Below are 19,887 nucleotides of genomic sequence, written 5' to 3'. Positions count from 1 at the left end.
GGTTCACTCACACGGTAAAAACCGGCACAGGATTGCACCAGCGGTCCTTGTATTCCCGGTCGGCACGACCGAAGGAAAACCGCAAAGGCTTGTCCAGGGCGCGAGCGTGTTCCCAGGCACTTTGGGTGTTGAGAAAACTCAGCACGCTACCGGGGCTGAACTCGCGGGTTTCAGGATCGACGCCACCGTTGATGTATTCAACGCTGATCCATTCCGGCGCTTCAACGCGGTAGACCAGTTGAATGGCGATCGGGGCATCGTTGAGGAAGATCACCGAGCCGATCAGCAAGTCGCGCAGCAATTCGACCACCTCGCCCATGCGCTCGGCACCCGTGGCCGGGAACCCCCAACGGCGCTGGAACAGATCGCAATAAATCGCCGCTAGCTCAGCACTGGAAAACTCGGAGACCGGACGCACAATGCCACCGGCTTCTTCCAGCAGACGCAATTCACGGCGCTGGTTGTAGCGGAATTTTTTCGACAGTTCTTCGGGCGTGCGCGCCATGGCCAGTTGTTCGGCCTGTAGCTTGATATCGGTGAATCGGCCTTCGCTCAGTGCCGACAAATAACGTCCGCGATGGCGCAGCGCTGCTTGTGCATCGGCGGCAGCCGGCAGAATCACCTCGGCATTGCCGAGGTCGAACAAGCCTTTTTTTCCACGGCGCTTGAGCACGTCTTTGGACAGCGCCAGATCGCGCCCCCAGGTCGGGATGGCGGCTTTCACTTCACCGTTCTGCTCCCAGGCCAGGTAACGCACCGGGATCTCGGCCAACTGCGCCAGGCGCTCAACCACCATGGGATGAGTCGCGACGCTACCGCCAAAACGCTGCCAGGCCTGTGCATAAGTCGAGGCGTCGACCGGCGTCCAGCCACGTTCGCGCCAGCCTTGAAATCGGTTGAGCATCAGCCCCTCGGTGCCAGTTCTGTGACGTGTGGCAAATGCCAGAAAGCATCGCGCACTGCGCGGTCGGAGAAATGCTCACGCAAGCGGTCGAGCATCATCTCGGCACACTGGTGACGTTGCTGCTCGTCCATCGCGGCCAGATGTTGCAGCCCTTGAGCCAGACGCTCGGCATCGCCCAACGGGAACAGGATGCCGACCCCTTCAACGACTTCCCTCGCGCCACCGCAAGCGGTCGCGAGCAACGGCACGCCAGCGGCCATGGCTTCCAGCAGCACCATGCCGAAAGGTTCGTGATCGGAGCTCAAGGCAAACACATTGAAGGCACGGAAGTAGCGACGGGCGTCCGGCACTTGGCCGAGGAACAGCACCCGATCACCAATACCCAGTTCGCGGGCCAGTTCCTTGAGGTCCTGTTCCAGCCGACCACTACCGAGAATCACCAGTTGGCTGTTGGCCGGCAATTGCGGCAATGCCAGGGCAAAACCGTGCAGCAGCGTGGTCTGGTCCTTGTCCGGATGCAGCCGCCCGACGTTGCCGACAATCCAGGCATCCGCTGACAGACCCAGGGTTTCCCGGGCTTCGCGAGCCGAGACCTGACTGGTCTGCATGGCCGGCACATCGATACGGTTATAGAGCGTCTGAATCCGCCCGGCCGGCCATTTCGGCAGGCAACTGCGCATGTCGTCACGCACCGCATCGGAGACCCCGAGCAGGCTGAGGCGCTTGCGGAAAATATGGGCGAACAGTTTGCGAGTGCCGCGTTGGTAATCGCCAAACGCGTGATGCACACCGATGACCGGCAGCGAGGTGCCGAGCAAGGCGATGTAGATCGGCTTGAAACGGTGGGCAATGCAGAAGCTGAAGTTGCGCGAGGCGGCGATCTTGCGCAGATCGCCGATGGCGCCCAGCTTCAGGCCACGAATGGCCTTGGAGCTGTACTCCATGAACAGCACTTCATCGGAAGCGCAGCCCGCAGCGACGTCGCTGTCGGCGGCCCCGGTCAGAAAGACCGTGGTCACTCGATAGCCAGTCCCCGCGAACAGGCTGGCGTACTGCCGGGCACAGTCCAGAAACGGGCCGTCATAGCCGTGACAGAACTGCAGCACATGGCGTTCAGCCGAGCGAGTCATATGCGTCCGCGCCCTCTTTAACCACCAGGATGTCTTCCATGATCAAGTACTGTAGATCGGAACCGAAGAACATGTTCAGGGCATCGGTCGGCGAGCAGATCATCGGCTCGCCACGACGGTTCAGCGAGGTGTTCAGCGACACGCCGTTACCGGTCAGCACTTCCAGCGCTTTCATCATGTCGTAGTAGCGCGGGTTGTACTCACGCTTGAGCACCTGGGCGCGGGACGTACCGTCTTCGTGGACGACTTCCGGCACGCGGGTCTTCCACTCTTCAGCCACTTCAAAGGTGAAGGTCATGAACGGCGCCGGGTGATCGATCTTGATCATCTGCGGAGCAACGGTGTCAAGCATCGACGGGCAGAAAGGCCTCCAGCGCTCGCGGAACTTGATCTGGTGGTTGATACGGTCAGCCACGCCGACGGCGCTAGGGCAACCGATGATCGAACGACCACCCAAGGCACGCGGACCGAACTCCATGCGCCCCTGGAACCAGGCGACCGGGTTGCCGTCGACCATGATTTTGGCGATGTTTTCCGGCATGTTGTCGAGCTTGCGCCAGACCGGTTTGCTCGGGTGACGGGCGCAGGCAGCGAGCACGTCTTCGTTGGTGTACGACGGGCCGAGGTAGACGTGTTCCATTTTCTCGACCGGCACGCCACGGGCGTGAGACACATACGCAGCCGCGCCGACTGCGGTGCCGGCGTCACCGGATGCAGGCTGTACAAACAGCTCTTTGACGTCATCGCGAGCGATGATTTTCTGGTTGAGTTTGACGTTCAACGCACAGCCACCGGCGTAGGCCAGTTTGCCGGTTTCCTTGAGCACGTCGCCCAGGTAGTGGTCGATCATCTGCAACGAGATCTTTTCGAAAAGCGCTTGAATGCTCGCAGCGTAGTGGATGTAAGGTTCGTCGGCGATGTCGCCTTCGCGCTTGGGACCCAGCCACTCGATCAGCTTCGGCGAGAAGTAGTAACCCTTGCCCTTCTCTTTGTAACGACGCAGGCCGATGACGTTGGCGTAGTCGGTGTTGATCACCAGTTCGCCGTTTTCGAACGAGGCCAGGCGCGAGAAATCGTATTTGCTGGCGTCGCCGTACGGCGCCATGCCCATGACCTTGAACTCACCGTCGAGCATATCGAAACCGAGGAACTCGGTGATCGCGCCATACAGGCCGCCGAGGGAGTCCGGATCGAAGAATTCCTTGATCTTGTGGATCTTGCCGTTCTCGCCATAACCGAAGAAGGTCGTGGCGTACTCACCCTTGCCGTCGATCCCCAGGATCGCGGTTTTCTCTTTGAAACCGGAGCAGTGGTAGGCGCTGGAGGCGTGGGCCAGGTGGTGTTCGACCGGCTCGATCTTGATTTTCTTCGGATCGAAGCCCAATTGCTCGAGGCACCAGACAATCTTGTTGCGATAGCGCTTGTAGCGACGGTTGCCCATCAAGATCGCATCGAGAGCGCGGTCCGGGGCGTACCAGTAACGCTTGGCGTACTGCCAGCGAGCCTTGCCGAACAGGCTGATCGGGGCGAATGGAATTGCTACCACGTCAACGTCGGATGGCTTGATGCCCGCCTGTTCCAGGCAGAACTTCGCCGATTCGTAGGGCATGCGGTTCTTTGCATGTTTATCGCGCACAAAGCGCTCTTCTTCAGCCGCCGCGACCAGCTTGCCGTCGATGTACAAGGCTGCGGAAGGATCATGGCTAAGGGCGCCGGACAGGCCAAGAATCGTCAATGCCACAGGGGTCTAGCCTCTTTAGTCTGCATGCAGGCGACAAGCGCCTCAAAAATTAATGTGCCCTCGCAAGCAGCGAGAGACAGCTAAAGGGCGGGATTATAGCTTAAAGATGACGGGAATGACCCAGCGCTTATTGCCTCACCTGGACGACAGCGTAACGCCCGGCTTATCCATGGCCCGCTTGCCAGTAAATACCGAGATTGCCCTCGGTAACCTGGCGGTAAAAGGTGTAGGGCAGGCAAACAGTGTCGAGGACACCGGACAAGGCCAGGTCCAGCAGTACGAAGGATGCAAGGTAGCCACCGGGTTCAGGCGGGGCATTCAAGTAGCAAAAATCGTAGGACAGGCCGCTGTAAATGCGCGGAATGGTCTGACAGTAGGTTTTTTGTTTTCTGAGACTGTGCGCTACGTCTTCGTCAGATTGCAGCACTGTGGCAGCGGTCCCGCAGCCGGTTAGCGCGAGTGAGAAAGTACTGATCGCAATAGCCATTTTTATGGTCAAAATCTGCCCTCCGTGAACGTCAGGCAAACTAGCATCGCGGCTATTCAGGGCACAGTTCATGGGCTCTGTAGATCATGTAGGACGATTCATAAAAACTTGTCCCCTAACCTCGGGTGACTGATCTGACCCCTTCGCGGGCAAGCCCGCTCCCACATTTGATCTGCTGTGAATACAGAACCAGTAGGAGCGGGCTTGCCCGCGAAAGACCAAAGGTCCGATTCAGGCAGCGCCGGAGATGTCCTTGGGAAGTCGCTGATCAATGACCTGATACAGCGCACTACTCTCAGGCCAGTTTCGCATAAACCGCGCCCGATCCCGCGCATACGCCGGAGCGAAGCTGCTCACCGAGGCATGCTGACTCATCGAATCCAGATCAATCAGCGCCCAGCGATCGTCCTGCCAGAACAGGTTGTGGCCCTTGAAGTCACCATGGCTGATGCGCTCGCCGATCAGTTCGGCAAACAGCTGGTCCAGCGCCAGCAGCTCCGCCTCAGGAGCGTCGCCGCTTTCTACGTAAGGCGAGAAGCGCTCGATGATGTCCGGCCCCGGCAAATACTCGGTCACCAGATACGCCCGACTGCGCAGCCAGAGAAAGCGCTTCTCCAGTAACGCCAACGGCTTGGGCGTGGCGATGCCGAGGAACGCCAGGCGATTGCCTTCGTGCCACGAGTGCCAGGCTCGGCTCGGGCGCCAGAAGCGCTTGAGCCAATGTGCAAAACCCTTGATGTTGTAGCGTTTGATCACCAGCGTCCGACCGTCAACCTCGACCTTTCCTACACTCGCGGCACCGCCAGTCTTGTACAGATGACCTTGATCGAGCAACGCGTCGGCCTGTTCCAGTACCGGCAACATCGCTGCTTCTTCCTCGCGACGAATCGCGCGCAAGGAAAACGCTCCGCGTTGGACGCTGAACAGCGTGCATTCGCGGCCGACTTTGATCAGGAAGTCCTTCAAACGCCAGGCGCGAACCTTGTCGATCTGCTTCTGCAAGGCTTCCATCGGCAGGGCGTGCTCGCCGTTGCTCAACAGGTAATACACCAGCAATTCTTCAATGAATGGTTCCAGCGTCTTGGGCAGCTGCGCAAAAAACACGCCGAGGTTTTCCAGGACTTTGTTTCGTGACAGCGGCTGTCCCGGCGTTTGCGCACAGACGCCGCCGCCATCGATCAGGTACAACCGACCGCGCTGGCGCAACAGGTTGTCCAGATGCAGGTCTTCCTGCCAGAGTCCCTTGCGATGCATTTGGCCGATAGCACCCAACGCCTCGGCCAGCACGGCGCCTTGCATATCCGCCAGCACCGGCAAGTGTTCGACTTGTTTCCAGGTATCCCCCAGGCTCTCGGCGCCTTCGAGGAAATCGAACAACAGCCAGCCGCCCTCGCCTTCCTTCAGGCCATCTGCCAGTAATTGCGGCGTGGTCAGGCCTTGATCGGCGAGCAAGCGCACACCGCTCAGTTCACGCTGAAAATGCCGCGCCGCTTTGCTGCCGACCAACAATTTGGCCAGCACCGGCCGGCCGCGCCAGACACCGGCACCGACGTAACGCTGCCCCGGCAGGACCCGCAACAAACTCAGCAGCTGCAAGTCGGCGGGACCCGCGGCATCGGCCAGCGAAATGTTCATCGGCAGGCTCGGGCTGCGGCCGGCGCCTTTCAGTTCGGACAAGCGCATCAACGCTTCTCCTTGTGACTGCGCCGCGCGGTCAGACGCGAAACCCAACTGTCCACCAGCGAACTGTTCTGCGACTGATCGACATAGACCGCCAACAACTCGCGCAACTGCGCTTCGGTCCATTCCGGCGCGCGGCGCAGCAAAGGTTCCAGGTCCTTGACCCGGTCACGTTGACCAAACAGCAGCGGCCGAGTCTTTTCCAGGTCGATCAACTGCGCCTGATAACCGTCGCCCGCGGCTTGCAGAAAAATATGTTTGGGATAGAAGCAGCCATGAACCTGACGCACGCCATGCAGCCGTCGCGCCAGAACGCCACAGGCTTTGAGAATGGCCGAGTGTTGCACCTCGCTCAGGCTCGACCAGCGCTGCAACAGCGAATCGAGATCATCCCAACCGTCCAGCGCGCGAGTCAGCAGCACCGCGCGGACTTCACCGTTGACTTTGCGCTCACCAAAAAACACCGCTTGCAGTGCCGGAATTCCCAGCTTTTTATAACGGCTGATGTTGCGAAACTCACGGGCAAAACTCGGCTCACCGAAGGGCGCATGAAAGGTACGCGTCAGATAGTTGCTCTGGCGCTTGAGGTAGTAACCACGACCTTCCAGATCCAGTCGAAACACGCTGCTCCAGCCACCGCCGACGGTGTTGGGCTCATCCACGGCGTCGAGCTGTTTGGCCCAGAGCGCATCGAACGTGCCGAGGCCATGGCGCTCAAGCAGTGCACGGTCTTCAGCGGCCAGAAAATCAGTCATTCGCGTCCCTCGAAAAATCTCACTACGTGCCGGATCCGTTTCTTGTCGGCGGCATTAAGCCGGTCACGCTGGCGATATTGCAGATAAAAGCGCAGGCGCTGGGTGGCCGACAGGTGGTATTTGGCTACCTTGTCGAGGCAGGCCAGGTCTTTGGTGATCCGGTATTTAAGCCAGAAACCGTGCCAGAAATCACCATTGGGGCAATCGATCAGGAACAGCCGGGCTTGATCGTCGATCAACAGATTGCGCCACTTCAAATCGTTATGCGTGAAACGATGGTCGTGCATGGTCCGGGTATAAGCGGCCAACTGCCGGCTGACCGAGTCGACCCAGGCGCGGTCCGACAATTTGGGATCGTGCCGTTCCGCGAGGGCCGACAGGTCTTCAGTCTTCGGCAGTTCGCGCGTGATCATCGCCCCACGATTGTAGGCCGCGCCGCGCCGCTCCAGCCCCCAGGCCACCACTTCGGCGGTGGGAATGCCCCACTTGGCGAAGCGTTTGAGGTTCTGCCATTCGGCCTTCACCCGGGGTTTTCCCAGGTAACGGCGCAGGCCTTTGCCGGCGCCGGTGTAACGTTTGACGTAGTAATTGACGCCGTTGCGATTGACGCGGATGACCTCGGACAACAGGTCGTGAGTCAGCCGCTCACCTTGCAGCGCGAACACCGCCTCAAGGTTGCCGAAATCTTCTGCCAGATCGCTATAAGCGGGCTCCAGTTTCCAACCCGCCATCAGAGTGCATCCCCATATCGCTGTTTACGGTCATAAAGTTTATTGGCCTTGCCTTCAAGCCAGGCGAGCAGCGATGCTTCCTGGGCCAGAATCTGGCGCAGCGGCTGCTGGAAGTAACCCTTGAGGAAACGCAATTTGTCGCGCCGGGTCAGGCCAATGTCCAGGGCCGAAAAGTACAGGGCCGCCAGATCTTTGTTGCGCCAGCGTTGAGTGATCGCCGGGCGGGTCTGCGCACGATGCAGGTCGATCACCGAGAGTTTGAAATCGTCAGCGGTTACCGGTTTGTCGGTGTGCAGAAGGAAGTGGCAGATGTAGCAGTCGCGATGGTTGACCCCGGCGCGGTGCATCATGCCGGTCATGCGCGCGACTTCGGCGATCAGCGCACGCTTGAGCTTGGGCTCGGGCGGATTTTTGATCCAGTCGATGCTGAAGTCTTCAAGGCTGACAGTTGGCGCCAGCTCTTCGGTGACGATGAATGAGTGCTGGTCCGCCGGATTGCTGCCCTTCTCGCCGTAAGCGACGGCGGTCATGGTCGGCACACCGACTTCTTTCAGGCGCTGAATAGCTTTCCATTCCTGACCCGCGCCGAGGACCGGCAGCTTGGCCGTCAGCAGGTTTTTGAAGATCTCGCCCCAGCCGATGCCACGGTGAATCTTCACGAAAAAACCATTGCCGTTCACTTCAGTGCGCAAGGTCCGGCGCGCTTCCAGTTCACGGTAAACCTCGCCTTCGAGGCCTTCGACTTCGGTGAACGCATCGCGTCCGGCCCAAAGGCTCTTGAACGGTTCAGCCAGCATCAACTTCATTAAGCGTGCTCCGCCAGAATCACATCGGCCGCGTGCTGCGGCATGCTGTAGAGGTCGGCCGTCTCGGCGAAGGCCAGACCGTTGCGGCTCCAGGCCGCCCGTGCTTGAGCGTCGTTCAACATGCCGGTCAGGTACTGGGTCAGTTGTGCCTGATCGAACGGCTCGTCCAACACCAGACCGGCGTCGGCCTCGGCGATGTAATGGGCATAACCGCACACCGCGCTGACCAACACCGGCAGCCCGGCCACCAACGCTTCGAGCAACACAGTCCCGGTGTTTTCGTTATACGCCGGGTGGATCAACAGATCGGCACCGAGCAGGAAACGCGGGATATCGCTACGACCCTTGAGGAACGTCACGTTGTCGCCGAGCCCCAAGGTGGCGCTCTGCATCTGGAATAATTTGGGGTCATCCTGGCCAATTACAAACAGCCGGGTGCGTTTCTTCAGATCAGCGGGCAATGCGGCCAGCGCCTTGAGGCTGCGATCCACGCCCTTGGTCTTGAACCCGGAACCGATTTGCACAAGCAGTAACTCATCGTCTTTCAGGTTGAATTCGTCCCGAAATCCGGCACGAATCTCGGCGGCATTGGCCGGCGCGCGACGGTCCTGGGAGATGCCCGGTGGCAGCAAATGAAAACGCTCCAGCGGCGTGTCGTAATGCTTGATGAACAGCGGCTGCTGCACTTCGGAAATCATCAGCACTTCGGTCTTGGCGTCCTTGGCGAACACCGCGCGCTCGTATTCGGCGAAGTGCCGGTAGCGGCCCCAACGGCGGTACAGCGAATGACGCAGGTTTTGCGCCTTGTCTTCGAAGCAGCCGTCGGCGGCGTAGTAAACGTCCAGGCCCGGCATCTTGTTGAAACCGATCAGGCGATCCACGGGACGCTTGGCCAGATCCGCTTCCATCCACTCGCTGAGCTTTTCATTGCGCCGATGGTTGAAGAACGCCTTGACCGGCGCCACCAGCACTTCGAAACCCGGCGGAACGTCGCCTTCCCAGATCAGCGTGTAGACGCGAATCTGATGGCCGCGCTGCTGGCATTCCAGGGCGATGCGCATGAAGTCGCGCTGCAAGCCCCCGAACGGAAAGTATTTGTACAAAACGAATGCCAATTGCATCAGCGCAGCTCCTCAGCCAGTAACAACGTGCTCAGTCGGGTCGCGACACGCTCGGGATTCAGACGCGTGAAGCACAGGGGCCACTCGCGTTTCAGGTCAAACTGACGGGCATCCTGGTCCGTCGGTTGGTACGTACATTTTTTTTGCAGGCACGGTGCGCAGGGGAAGTCGCTGGCGATGTGAATCTGCGCTTTACCATAGGCACCGGTCAGGCCCGGATTGGTCGGACCGAACAGCGACAAAGTCGGGACGTCGAGCGCGGCGGCCAGATGACCGAGTCCCGTGTCCACCGCCACGCAAGCCTGTGCGCCGGCCAATACCTTGCCGACACCGGCCAGGTTCAGTTTGGGCAGCACTTCAACATGACGCAAACCGGCGGCGATGCGCTCGGCCCGGGCCTTCTCGATTGGATTGCCCCACGGCAGCTTCACAGCAACGCCCAGATAACCGACGCGCTCGGCCAGCTCACGCCAGTAGGCTTCCGGCCAGTGCTTGGTGTCCCACGTGGTGCCATGCAGGAACAGCACATACGGATTCTTGCGCGGCAGTTCCACCAGTCGCTCGACATTCAGGCCGTAATCGCCCAAGCCTTTTGGCAAGTCGTAGCCCAACGCCAGGGCGAACAATTGACGCACCCGCTCTACCGCGTGTTGTCCACGGCCCACCGCCAGGCGACGGGAGTAGAAGCGCGCCGCCATCGGCTCACGTGCCGAATCCTTGTCCAGCCCGGCGACCGGCGCCTTGACGTAGCGCGTCAGCCAGGCACTTTTCAGCAGGCCTTGGGCGTCGATCACCAGATCATATTTTTCAGCGCGAACGCTTTGTTTGAAGCGCTTCCACTCGCCACTCTTGATGGTTTGCCAGATGTTCTTGCGCCAGCGGCGGATCGCCACCGGGATCACCTTGCCCACGGCCGGGTGCCAGGTCGGGATCTCGGCAAAGCCTTCTTCCACCACCCAGTCGAACGTGATGCCGGGAATCGCCCGTGCCGCGTCGGTCAGTGCCGGTAGCGCGTGAATCACGTCGCCCAGCGAGGAAGTCTTGATCAGCAGAACCCGCAAACTATTTGACCTCGACCACAGTGCCCTGCAACCGCTGCAAGGCTTCGTTCACGGCTTGCGGCATGAGCTGGCGCAAGCAGTTGTAATGACCGAAACGGCAAGTGCGATCGAAGCATGGGCTGCATTCGATGCCCAGGCGCACGATTTCGACGTGTTCGGCCAACGGCGGGGTGAAACCCGGCGACGTCGAGCCGTAGACCGCCACCAACGGGCGGTTCAACGCGGCAGCGACGTGCATCAGGCCGGAGTCGTTGGACACCACCGCGTCGGCGCAGGACATCAGATCAATGGCTTCGGCCAGCGAGGTGCCACCGCTAAGGTTGACCGCCTCTTCACGCAGACCGGGAATCAGCCGAGCGCGAATGTCTTCGCCCACCGCGTGATCGTTTTTCGAGCCGAACAACCAGACTTGCCAGCCTTCGCGAATCTTCGCTTCGGCGACCTTGGCGTAATGCTCGGACGGCCAGCGCTTGGCCTCACCGAACTCCGCGCCGGGGCACAGCGCCAACACCGGACGGTCGAGGGCCAGGCCGAATTTAGCCAGCGCCGCTTCACGGGTGACCGGGTCGATCTGCAAAGTCGGGCGTGGATAAGGTGTCGGCAGTTCGGCGCCAGGCTCGTACGCCAGGGCCATGAAACGCTCGATCATCAGCGGATAACGTTCTTTATCCAGCGTGCGCACGTCATTGAGCAGGCCGTAGCGGAACTCGCCACGCCAGCCAGTGCGTTTCGCAATACCGGCGAAGAACGGCACCAGCGCCGACTTCAGCGAATTGGGCAGCAAAATCGCCTGGTCGTACTGGCCGGCCAGGGATTTGCCGATGCGCCGACGGGTCGCCAGCTCCAAAGCACCGTGGCCGAGCGGAAAGCTCAAGGCCTGCCGGACTTCGGGCATGCGCTCCAGGATCGGCCGGCTCCACTCGGGGGCCAGGACGTCGATTTCGCATTGCGGGTGGCGCTGCTTGAGACACTGAAACAGTGTCTGCGCCATCACCATGTCACCGACCCAACTGGGCCCAACGATCAGAATTTTCATGTGGTTTCCAAAAACGAACCGGGGAGGCATACGCCTCCCCGCCTCGATAATCACAATGGGAACAGGGCCTCTTGCGATGGGTCATCACTTTCAACATTACTGTCGACTGTAACTCCGCTATCGCGAGCAGGCTCGCTCCCACAGGGTTTGTGCGCCAGGCCTCAAATCTACAATCAACGCCAATCTACTGTAGGAGTGAGCCTGCTCGCGATGAGGTCGTCACATCCAACATTGTGGGCGACTGACACTCCGCTATCGCGAGCAAGCTCGCTCCTACATTGGGTATTGAGTGTTGCAACTATCCTGTTTCAGCTTAGCCCCAGCTCACGCCAGATTCGCATGACCTGTCGCCGTTCATCCGCGAACTGGTCGCCTGGTATCACCCCGGCGTCCTTCTGCAAGGCCTGCCGGTGAGCGGCGGAGCGGTAGGCTTTATAGGCCTCGCGCAACAGGCTGGCGTCTTCGGCGGGCATCAGCCCTTCCTGTTCCAGCTCTTCCAGAATGCGGAAATTATCAGACCAGCGCAGCAATGACGGGCACCTTTCGGACCACGCCAGGGCCGCGTATTGCACCATAAATTCAATATCGACGATACCTCCGGCGTCCTGCTTGAGATCGAACGGCGCCAAGGCTTCGAAGGCATTTGCCCCGGTCCCGGCCGCCGTACTCTTGGTGCCAAGGTTATCGCGCATCTTCGCGCGCATCTCACTGACCTCCTGGCGCAGGATCGCCAGGTCTCGCTTCTTGCCCAGTATCGCCGCGCGAACCTGCTCGAATGCCCGGCCGACATCCTCGCTGCCCACCAGCACCCGCGCCCGTACCAGCGCCTGATGCTCCCAGGTCCAGGCCTCTCCCTCCTGATAACGGGCAAATGCACCGAGTGAACTCACCAGCAACCCCGATACACCCGAAGGTCGCAAGCGCATGTCCACTTCATACAGCTGACCGGAGTTGGTCTGGGCCGTGAGCAAGTGAATGATCCGCTGCCCGAGCCGGGTGAAAAATTGCGCGCCATCGATCGGTTTCGGTCCGTCCGTTTCTGCCAGCGGATCGCCATCGTGGATAAACACCAGATCCAGGTCCGAAACATGCCCGAGTTCCAGCCCGCCAACTTTCCCATAACCGACAATGATGAAGCCGGGATCGCACAACGTACCGTCAGTGCGCAATGGCGTGCCGTACTTGGCCACAGTCTGGCGCCAGGCCAGGGCCAGCACTTGTTCAAGAATCGCTTCGGCGAGCCAGGTCAGGTAATCGCTGACTTTCATCAGCGGCAGGCTGCCGGCAATTTCCGAGGCGGCGACCCGCAAGCGGTGCGCCAATTTGAAATGACGCAGGGCTTCCATCTGCTGTTCGAGGTCGTCCTCGGGAATCCGCATCAGACGTTCGCGTAATTCGGCTGTCAGTTCCGGCGCCAGGGGCGGCTTGAACAGCCGGCCTTCGTTGAGCAATTCGTCGAGCAGCAGCGGGAAACGGGTGATCTGCTCGGCGATCCACGGGCTCGCGGCGCACAAGGTCAATAAACGCCGCAGCGCACCAGGGTTTTCGGTCAGCAACACCAGATACGCGGATCGACGGGCTACGGCTTCAACCAGCGGCAGCACGCGTTCCAGTACCAGATCGGGATTGGCATGTTCGACGGCCTGCGCCAGCAAGCGCGGAATAAAAGCATCAAGGCGCTCACGCCCCAAACGCTGCATCGCCCGAAGTTGCGGACTGCCGCGCAAACCGGCCAAGGCTTTCAGGGCCTTGGTAGCCTCCTTGAAACCAGCCTCTTCCAACTGACGGCAAGCCGCGTCTTCGTCTTGAGCTTCTTCCCACAGCGGCAACCATTCCCCGCCCACCACCACTTCGCTTTCGGTGCCTTCTTCTTCGTCCGGATCGGCGATCACCTGAGCGAAGTGCCAGGCCACGCGGCCACGCCAATACATCAGCTGCTCATGGAAAGCGTCCCAGTCGGCAAACCCCAACATAAAGGCAATGCGCGCCTGATCTTCCGCGCCATCGGGCAACATCTGGGTCTGGCGGTCGGCAATCGCCTGGATCGCATGTTCGGTGTAACGCAGGAATTCGTAGCCTTCGCGCAACTCGCTGATCACCGCCGGCGGCAGATAGCCTTGCCCTTCCAGCGTGTTCAGTACTTTTAATAGAGGGCGTTGCTGCAAGCTCAGGTCGCGACCGCCGTGGATCAGCTGAAAGGCCTGGGCGATAAATTCGACTTCGCGGATGCCGCCGGACCCGAGCTTGATGTTGTCGGCCATGCCTTTGCGCCGAACTTCCTGCTGGATCAACTGCTTCATGGTGCGCAGCGCTTCGATTGCCGAGAAGTCCAGGTAACGCCGGTAAACGAACGGGCGCAGCATGTCCTGCAATTGCGCGCCGGCCACTTGATCGCCCGCCACCACCCGCGACTTGATCATCGCGTAGCGCTCCCAGTCGCGGCCCTGATCCTGGTAATACTGCTCCAGCGCATTGAAGCTCAGGACCAATGCACCGGCCGAACCGTAAGGCCGCAAACGCATGTCGACGCGGAACACGAAGCCATCGACGGTCATCGGGTCCAGCGCCTTGATCAGGCGTTGGCCCAGACGAATGAAGAACTCCTGATTATCCAGCGAGCGCTTCACGCCGACGGTTTCGCCGCCCTCGGGGTAAGCGAAGATCAGGTCGATGTCTGACGAAAGATTGAGCTCCACAGCGCCCAGTTTGCCCATACCGAGGACGACCATCTGCTGCGGCTCGCCGCTGCGCCGGCCGGTCGGCACACCAAACTGCTGACAATGACGCGAGTACAACCACTGATAGGCCTGATCGATACTCGCATCGGCCATGTCCGAGAGGTCGCGGCAGGTCTGGATCAGATCGCACTGACGCGTCAGGTCGCGCCAGATGATCCGCACTTGCTGGCGCGTGCGCTGACGGCGCAGGGCGCGGCCGAGTTCGTCTTCGGTTTGCGCCGCATCCACCGCCGCCGCAATCTGCCCGCACAACTCGCCGTAGGCGAAACTGCGGTCCAGTTCACCGGACTGCACCAGCGCCAGTAACATCAAAGGGTCGCGCACACATTGTTCAGTCACGAAGTCGCTGGCCGCAGTGACGCGGGCAAATTGTGCCCAGCGTTCAGGCGTCCAGGCCGACAGGCCATGGTCGTCTTCAAGTGCCGCAACGGCGGTACGGAACGACTGCTCGGCGCGGGTGACAGACGGCAGGAGAATGCCGGGCAGTTCGGCAAGCGTAGGGAGGCTCATGGTCTATCCTTGATCGGCGTGGAGACGACTGCATGTAGTGATTTGTGAAAACCCACTACCTGAAGGAGTGTCGAACAAAAGTTAGAAATAGCTGAAAATTCTTTATTTTTGGCAGCGAACATCAAGCTTTCACCTTTTGTGGTTGGCAAAAGACCAACCTTAACGATTATTCTCACAACGCAGCCGGAGGCCACAAGCCATTCATCTGTAGTTTTACTACTCGTATATACATTCGAAAGGCTGAAATGCCCGATGATTTGTAGTAAAACTACACGCCGCCGGAACAACCTCTCGGCAATCCAAGAATTTATATCGTCTGCCCACAAGGCCAGTCGCAAACTCAGGCAACCGATTCTGGAAGCCTTTCCGCCCTGGAGCAAGCCATGCAAGACCTCGATCCCGTCGAAACCCAGGAATGGCTGGACGCCCTGGAATCGGTTCTCGACAAAGAAGGCGAAGACCGCGCTCACTATCTGATGACCCGTATGGGCGAATTGGCGACCCGCAGCGGCTCGCAACTGCCTTACGCCATCACCACGCCATACCGCAACACCATTCCCGTTACCCACGAAGCACGCATGCCTGGCGACCTGTTCATGGAACGCCGCATTCGCTCGTTGGTACGCTGGAACGCGATGGCCATGGTGATGCGTACGAACCTGAAGGATTCTGACCTGGGCGGTCACATCTCCAGCTTCGCCTCCAGCGCAACCCTGTATGACATTGGCTTCAACTATTTCTTCCAGGCCCCGACCGACGAACACGGCGGCGACCTGATCTACTTCCAGGGCCACACCTCGCCAGGCGTTTACGCCCGTGCATTCATGGAAGGCCGCATCACCGAAGACCAGATGAATAACTTCCGCCAGGAAGTCGACGGTCAGGGCCTGTCGTCCTACCCGCACCCTTGGCTGATGCCTGATTTCTGGCAGTTCCCGACCGTATCCATGGGCCTGGGCCCGATCCAGGCGATCTACCAGGCACGTTTCATGAAGTACCTGGAAGCCCGTGGCTTCATCCCTGAAGGCAAGCAGAAAGTCTGGTGCTTCCTGGGCGACGGCGAGTGTGACGAGCCGGAATCCCTGGGCGCGATCTCGCTGGCTGGCCGCGAGAAGCTCGACAACCTGATCTTCGTCATCAACTGCAACCTGCAGCGCCTCGACGGCCCGGTTCGCGGCAACGGCAAGATCATCCAGGAACTCGAAGGCGTGTTCCGTGGTGCTCAATGGAACGTGACCAAAGTCATCTGGGGCCGTTTCTGGGACCCACTGCTGGCCAAAGACGTCGACGGCATCCTGCAACGTCGCATGGACGAAGTCATCGACGGCGAGTACCAGAACTACAAAGCCAAAGACGGCGCGTTCGTGCGTGAACACTTCTTCAACTCGCCAGAACTCAAGGCGATGGTTGCTGATCTGTCCGACGACGAGATCTGGAAACTCAACCGTGGCGGTCACGACCCGTACAAGGTCTACGCGGCGTACCACGAAGCGGTCAACCACAAAGAACAACCGACCGTCATCCTGGCCAAGACCATCAAAGGTTATGGCACCGGTGCCGGCGAAGCGAAGAACACCGCGCACAACACCAAGAAGGTTGATGTTGAAAGCCTGAAGCTGTTCCGCGATCGTTTCGACATCCCGGTCAAGGACGAAGAGCTGGAAAACCTGCCGTTCTTCAAGCCAGAGCCAAACAGCGCCGAAGCCCGCTACCTGAGCGAGCGCCGCACTGCACTGGGCGGTTTCGTGCCACAGCGCCGCGCGAAGAGCATCAGCGTGCCAACGCCGCCACTCGATACCCTCAAGGCAATCCTCGATGGCTCGGGCGACCGTGAGATTTCCACCACCATGGCTTTCGTGCGGATCCTCGCCCAACTGGTCAAGGACAAGGAAATCGGCTCGCGCATCGTTCCGATCATCCCGGACGAAGCCCGTACCTTTGGTATGGAAGGCATGTTCCGTCAGTTGGGCATCTACTCGTCCGTCGGCCAGCTCTACGAGCCAGTCGATAAAGACCAGGTGATGTTCTACAAGGAAGACAAGAAGGGCCAGATCCTCGAAGAAGGCATCAACGAAGCAGGCGCCATGAGCTCCTTCATCGCTGCCGGTACTTCGTACTCCAGCCACAACCAGCCAATGCTGCCGTTCTACATCTTCTACTCGATGTTCGGCTTCCAGCGTATCGGCGACCTCGCATGGGCCGCTGGCGACAGCCGTACCCGTGGCTTCCTGATCGGCGGCACCGCCGGCCGTACCACCCTGAACGGTGAAGGCCTGCAACACGAAGATGGTCACAGCCACATCCTGGCTGCCACCATCCCGAACTGCCGCACCTATGATCCGACCTACGGCTACGAGCTGGCGGTGATTATTCAGGACGGCATGAAGAAGATGACCGAAGAGCAACAGGACGTCTTCTACTACATCACCGTGATGAACGAGTCTTACCAGCAGCCAGCCATGCCGGCCGGTGCCGAGGAAGGCATCAAGAAGGGCATGTACCTGCTTGAAGAAGACACCCGCGAAGCGGCGCACCACGTTCAGCTGATGGGCTCCGGCACCATCCTGCGTGAAGTCCGTGAAGCAGCGAAGATTCTGCGTGAAGAGTTCAACGTCGGCGCTGACGTATGGAGCGTTACCAGCTTCAACGAACTGCGTCGCGATGGCCTGGCCGTCGAGCGCACCAACCGTCTGCACCCGGGCCAGAAGCCTAAGCTGAGCTTCGTCGAAGAGTGCCTGAACGGCCGTAAAGGTCCGGTCATTGCCTCTACCGACTACATGAAGTTGTTCGCTGAGCAAATTCGTCAGTGGGTCCCGTCCAAGGAATTCAAAGTCCTGGGCACCGACGGTTTCGGCCGCAGCGACAGCCGCAAGAAACTGCGTCATTTCTTCGAAGTCGACCGTCATTTCGTGGTGTTGGCAGCCCTGGAAGCATTGGCTGACCGTGGTGACATCGAACCTAAGGTTGTGGCTGAAGCCATTACCAAGTTCGGTATCAACCCGGAAAAACTCAACCCACTGGACTGCTGAGGAGAGATTCTGTGAGCGAACTCATTCGCGTACCTGACATCGGCAGCGGTGAAGGTGAAGTAATTGAACTGTTTGTGAAGGTCGGCGACCGTGTCGAAGCCGACCAGAGCATCCTGACGCTGGAGTCGGACAAGGCGAGCATGGAAATTCCTGCGCCTAAAGCCGGCATCGTCAAAAGCCTGAAAGTGAAGCTGGGCGATCGCCTGAAAGAAGGCGACGAACTGCTCGAGCTGGAAGTCGAAGGTGCCGCAGCTGCGGCCCCTGCGGCTGCCGCTGCGCCGGCGCCGGCGCCAAAAGCTGAAGCCAAACCGGCTGCCGTGCCTGCCGCCGCGCCGGCTGCTGCCAGCGTTCAGAAAGTGCACGTGCCGGACATCGGTTCGTCGGGCAAGGCCCAGATCATCGAGATCCAGGTCAAGGTCGGCGACACCGTTGCGGCTGATCAATCGCTGATCACCCTGGAATCCGACAAGGCGAGCATGGAAATCCCGTCGCCTGCCGCTGGCGTGGTCAAGGCCATCAGCGTCAAGCTCAACGACGAAGTCGGTACCGGCGACCTGATTCTGGATCTGGAAGTGGCAGGTGCAGCTGCACCGGCTGCTGCACCGGTCCAGGCTGCTGCTCCGGCACCCGCCGCTGCGCCTGCTCCTGCGGCAGCTCCGGCTGCTCCAGTGGCCGACAGCGTTCAGGACATCCACGTTCCGGACATCGGTTCGTCGGGCAAGGCCAAGATCATCGAAGTCCTGGTCAAGGCCGGCGACACCGTTGTAGCCGATCAGTCGCTGATCACCCTGGAATCCGACAAGGCGAGCATGGAAATCCCGTCGCCTGCCGCTGGCGTGGTGGAAAGCGTTTCCATCAAGTTGGATGACGAAGTCGGTACTGGCGACCTGATCCTCAAGCTGAAAGTCAAAGGCGTTGCACCTGCTGCGGCCCCGGCTCCGGCCGCTGCTGCACCGAGCGCTCCGGCCCCAGCCGCTGCGGCGCCTGCTGCTCCGGCAGCTGCCGCACCTGCCGCTGCACCGGCCACGCCGGGCGCCAAGGTTCACGCTGGTCCGGCGGTACGCCAACTGGCCCGTGAATTCGGCGTCGAGCTGAACGCCGTCGGCGCCAGTGGCCCGCACGGTCGCATCCTCAAAGAAGACGTGCAGGTTTACGTCAAAGCGATGATGCAGAAAGCCAAGGAAGCACCGGCCGCTGCTGCTGGCGTAACCGGCGGCGCGGGCATCCCGCCGATTCCGGTCGTGGATTTCAGCCGCTTCGGCGAAACCGAAGAAGTGCCGATGACTCGCCTGATGCAAATCGGCGCGTCGAGCCTGCATCGCAGCTGGCTGAACATTCCACACGTGACTCAGTTCGATTCGGCTGATATCACCGAGCTGGAAGCCTTCCGCATTGCTCAGAAAGCCGTTGCAGAGAAGGCTGGCGTCAAGCTGACCATCCTGCCGCTGCTGCTCAAGTCCTGCGCGCACTTGCTCAAGGAACTGCCGGACTTCAACAGTTCGCTGGCACCAAGCGGCAAAGCGATCATCCGCAAGAAGTACGTAAACATCGGCTTCGCCGTCGACACCCCTGAAGGCCTGCTGGTACCGGTCATCAAGAACGTCGACCAAAAGAGCCTTCTGCAGCTTGCGGCTGAGGCGGCTGCGCTGGCCGCCAAAGCCCGCGACAAAAAGCTCACCGCTGACGACATGCAAGGCGCCTGCTTCACCATTTCCAGCCTCGGCCACATTGGCGGCACCGGCTTCACGCCGATCGTCAACGCGCCGGAAGTGGCGATCCTCGGTGTTTCCAAGGCAACCATCCAGCCAGTCTGGGACGGCAAAGCCTTCCAGCCAAAACTGATGCTGCCGCTGTCGCTGTCCTACGATCACCGCGTGATCAACGGCGCCGCTGCTGCACGCTTCACCCAGCGTCTGAGCAGCCTGCTGGCGGACATCCGCACCATCTTGCTGTAACACCGACCGGCCCTTCTTCACCGAAGGGCCGTTCGCGTTCCACGTTTTCCGAGCGCCACGCTCGTACCTCAACCCCGCCAATTTGGCGGGGCTTTTTTTGCCTTGAATAAAACTTCTTCCTACATTCGTGGCTGACATCGGCCACAACTCAAGTCCACTTCCTCCCGATATTTTTCGCGACGCAGTAACTACGCTTAGTCCGA

The 19,887-nt window shown here is 60.1% G+C and carries 15 protein-coding genes; 2 read left to right on the top strand and 13 right to left on the bottom strand.

Going from position 1 to position 19,887, the window contains the following annotated elements:
* Positions 1-7: 7 nt before the first annotated feature.
* From ACWGZX_RS16850 to ACWGZX_RS16790, 13 genes are all read right to left on the bottom strand, one after another.
* Positions 8-904, bottom strand: a complete 897-nt coding sequence (locus tag ACWGZX_RS16850; RefSeq protein ID WP_452624673.1) for an antimicrobial resistance protein Mig-14 — start codon at positions 902-904, stop codon at positions 8-10.
* Positions 904-2,034: a glycosyltransferase gene (locus ACWGZX_RS16845; RefSeq protein ID WP_223520079.1), complete on the bottom strand. Its 1,131-nt coding sequence runs from the start codon at positions 2,032-2,034 to the stop codon at positions 904-906. Before ACWGZX_RS16845 ends, ACWGZX_RS16850 begins: the two co-directional genes overlap by 1 nt.
* A complete protein-coding gene (locus ACWGZX_RS16840) occupies positions 2,018-3,775 on the bottom strand; it encodes a carbamoyltransferase family protein (protein ID WP_223520077.1) in 1,758 nt (585 codons plus the stop codon). Before ACWGZX_RS16840 ends, ACWGZX_RS16845 begins: the two co-directional genes overlap by 17 nt.
* A 163-nt stretch (positions 3,776-3,938) precedes the next feature.
* Positions 3,939-4,274, bottom strand: coding sequence for a YceK/YidQ family lipoprotein (locus ACWGZX_RS16835; RefSeq protein WP_452629029.1), 336 nt, complete (start codon positions 4,272-4,274; stop codon positions 3,939-3,941).
* A gap of 219 nt (positions 4,275-4,493) precedes the next feature.
* Complete coding sequence (locus ACWGZX_RS16830) at positions 4,494-5,945, bottom strand: lipopolysaccharide kinase InaA family protein (RefSeq protein WP_452624672.1); 1,452 nt, start codon at positions 5,943-5,945, stop codon at positions 4,494-4,496.
* Positions 5,945-6,697: a lipopolysaccharide kinase InaA family protein gene (locus ACWGZX_RS16825; RefSeq protein WP_452624671.1), complete on the bottom strand. Its 753-nt coding sequence runs from the start codon at positions 6,695-6,697 to the stop codon at positions 5,945-5,947. The genes ACWGZX_RS16830 and ACWGZX_RS16825 overlap by 1 nt, the downstream gene beginning before the upstream one ends.
* Positions 6,694-7,428: a lipopolysaccharide kinase InaA family protein gene (locus ACWGZX_RS16820; RefSeq protein ID WP_452624670.1), complete on the bottom strand. Its 735-nt coding sequence runs from the start codon at positions 7,426-7,428 to the stop codon at positions 6,694-6,696. Before ACWGZX_RS16820 ends, ACWGZX_RS16825 begins: the two co-directional genes overlap by 4 nt.
* Entirely contained in the window at positions 7,428-8,234 is an 807-nt protein-coding gene (gene rfaP, locus ACWGZX_RS16815; RefSeq protein WP_452624669.1) for a lipopolysaccharide core heptose(I) kinase RfaP, read from the bottom strand. The genes ACWGZX_RS16820 and rfaP overlap by 1 nt, the downstream gene beginning before the upstream one ends.
* Complete coding sequence (locus ACWGZX_RS16810; protein ID WP_223520064.1) at positions 8,234-9,355, bottom strand: glycosyltransferase family 4 protein; 1,122 nt, start codon at positions 9,353-9,355, stop codon at positions 8,234-8,236. The genes rfaP and ACWGZX_RS16810 overlap by 1 nt, the downstream gene beginning before the upstream one ends.
* Positions 9,355-10,416 (bottom strand): lipopolysaccharide heptosyltransferase I, encoded by a 1,062-nt coding sequence (waaC, locus tag ACWGZX_RS16805; protein ID WP_223520062.1) that lies wholly within the window; start codon positions 10,414-10,416, stop codon positions 9,355-9,357. The genes ACWGZX_RS16810 and waaC overlap by 1 nt, the downstream gene beginning before the upstream one ends.
* Before the next feature lies 1 nt (position 10,417).
* Entirely contained in the window at positions 10,418-11,452 is a 1,035-nt protein-coding gene (gene waaF / locus ACWGZX_RS16800; RefSeq protein WP_452624668.1) for a lipopolysaccharide heptosyltransferase II, read from the bottom strand.
* 308 nt (positions 11,453-11,760) lie between these two features.
* Positions 11,761-14,700, bottom strand: a complete 2,940-nt coding sequence (gene glnE, locus ACWGZX_RS16795; protein WP_452624667.1) for a bifunctional [glutamate--ammonia ligase]-adenylyl-L-tyrosine phosphorylase/[glutamate--ammonia-ligase] adenylyltransferase — start codon at positions 14,698-14,700, stop codon at positions 11,761-11,763.
* Positions 14,697-15,089, bottom strand: a complete 393-nt coding sequence (locus ACWGZX_RS16790; RefSeq protein ID WP_452624666.1) for a hypothetical protein — start codon at positions 15,087-15,089, stop codon at positions 14,697-14,699. Before ACWGZX_RS16790 ends, glnE begins: the two co-directional genes overlap by 4 nt.
* Between ACWGZX_RS16790 and aceE the strand changes: the two genes are divergently transcribed.
* Complete coding sequence (aceE, locus tag ACWGZX_RS16785) at positions 15,084-17,729, top strand: pyruvate dehydrogenase (acetyl-transferring), homodimeric type (RefSeq protein WP_452624665.1); 2,646 nt, start codon at positions 15,084-15,086, stop codon at positions 17,727-17,729. The two genes, ACWGZX_RS16790 and aceE, sit on opposite strands and share 6 nt — an antisense overlap.
* Positions 17,730-17,740: 11 nt before the next feature.
* The gene (gene aceF / locus ACWGZX_RS16780) at positions 17,741-19,684 is read left to right on the top strand and encodes a dihydrolipoyllysine-residue acetyltransferase (protein ID WP_452624664.1); all 1,944 of its coding nucleotides are present in this window, start codon (positions 17,741-17,743) and stop codon (positions 19,682-19,684) included.
* Positions 19,685-19,887: the final 203 nt, after the last annotated feature.

The organism is Pseudomonas sp. CLCA07, assembly GCF_053615335.1.
This window is presented reverse-complemented; position numbering and strand designations above follow the sequence as displayed.

Excerpts from the sequence above, each read along its gene's own strand:
- ACWGZX_RS16850 (WP_452624673.1), bottom strand. The coding sequence starts at position 904 with ATGCTCAACCGATTTCAAGGCTGGCGCGAACGTGGCTGGACGCCGGTC.
- ACWGZX_RS16845 (WP_223520079.1), bottom strand. The coding sequence starts at position 2,034 with ATGACTCGCTCGGCTGAACGCCATGTGCTGCAGTTCTGTCACGGCTAT.
- ACWGZX_RS16830 (WP_452624672.1), bottom strand. The coding sequence starts at position 5,945 with ATGCGCTTGTCCGAACTGAAAGGCGCCGGCCGCAGCCCGAGCCTGCCG.
- ACWGZX_RS16825 (WP_452624671.1), bottom strand. The coding sequence starts at position 6,697 with ATGACTGATTTTCTGGCCGCTGAAGACCGTGCACTGCTTGAGCGCCAT.
- ACWGZX_RS16820 (WP_452624670.1), bottom strand. The coding sequence starts at position 7,428 with ATGGCGGGTTGGAAACTGGAGCCCGCTTATAGCGATCTGGCAGAAGAT.
- rfaP (WP_452624669.1), bottom strand. The coding sequence starts at position 8,234 with ATGAAGTTGATGCTGGCTGAACCGTTCAAGAGCCTTTGGGCCGGACGC.
- ACWGZX_RS16810 (WP_223520064.1), bottom strand. The coding sequence starts at position 9,355 with ATGCAATTGGCATTCGTTTTGTACAAATACTTTCCGTTCGGGGGCTTG.
- waaF (WP_452624668.1), bottom strand. The coding sequence starts at position 11,452 with ATGAAAATTCTGATCGTTGGGCCCAGTTGGGTCGGTGACATGGTGATG.
- glnE (WP_452624667.1), bottom strand. The coding sequence starts at position 14,700 with ATGAGCCTCCCTACGCTTGCCGAACTGCCCGGCATTCTCCTGCCGTCT.
- aceE (WP_452624665.1), top strand. The coding sequence starts at position 15,084 with ATGCAAGACCTCGATCCCGTCGAAACCCAGGAATGGCTGGACGCCCTG.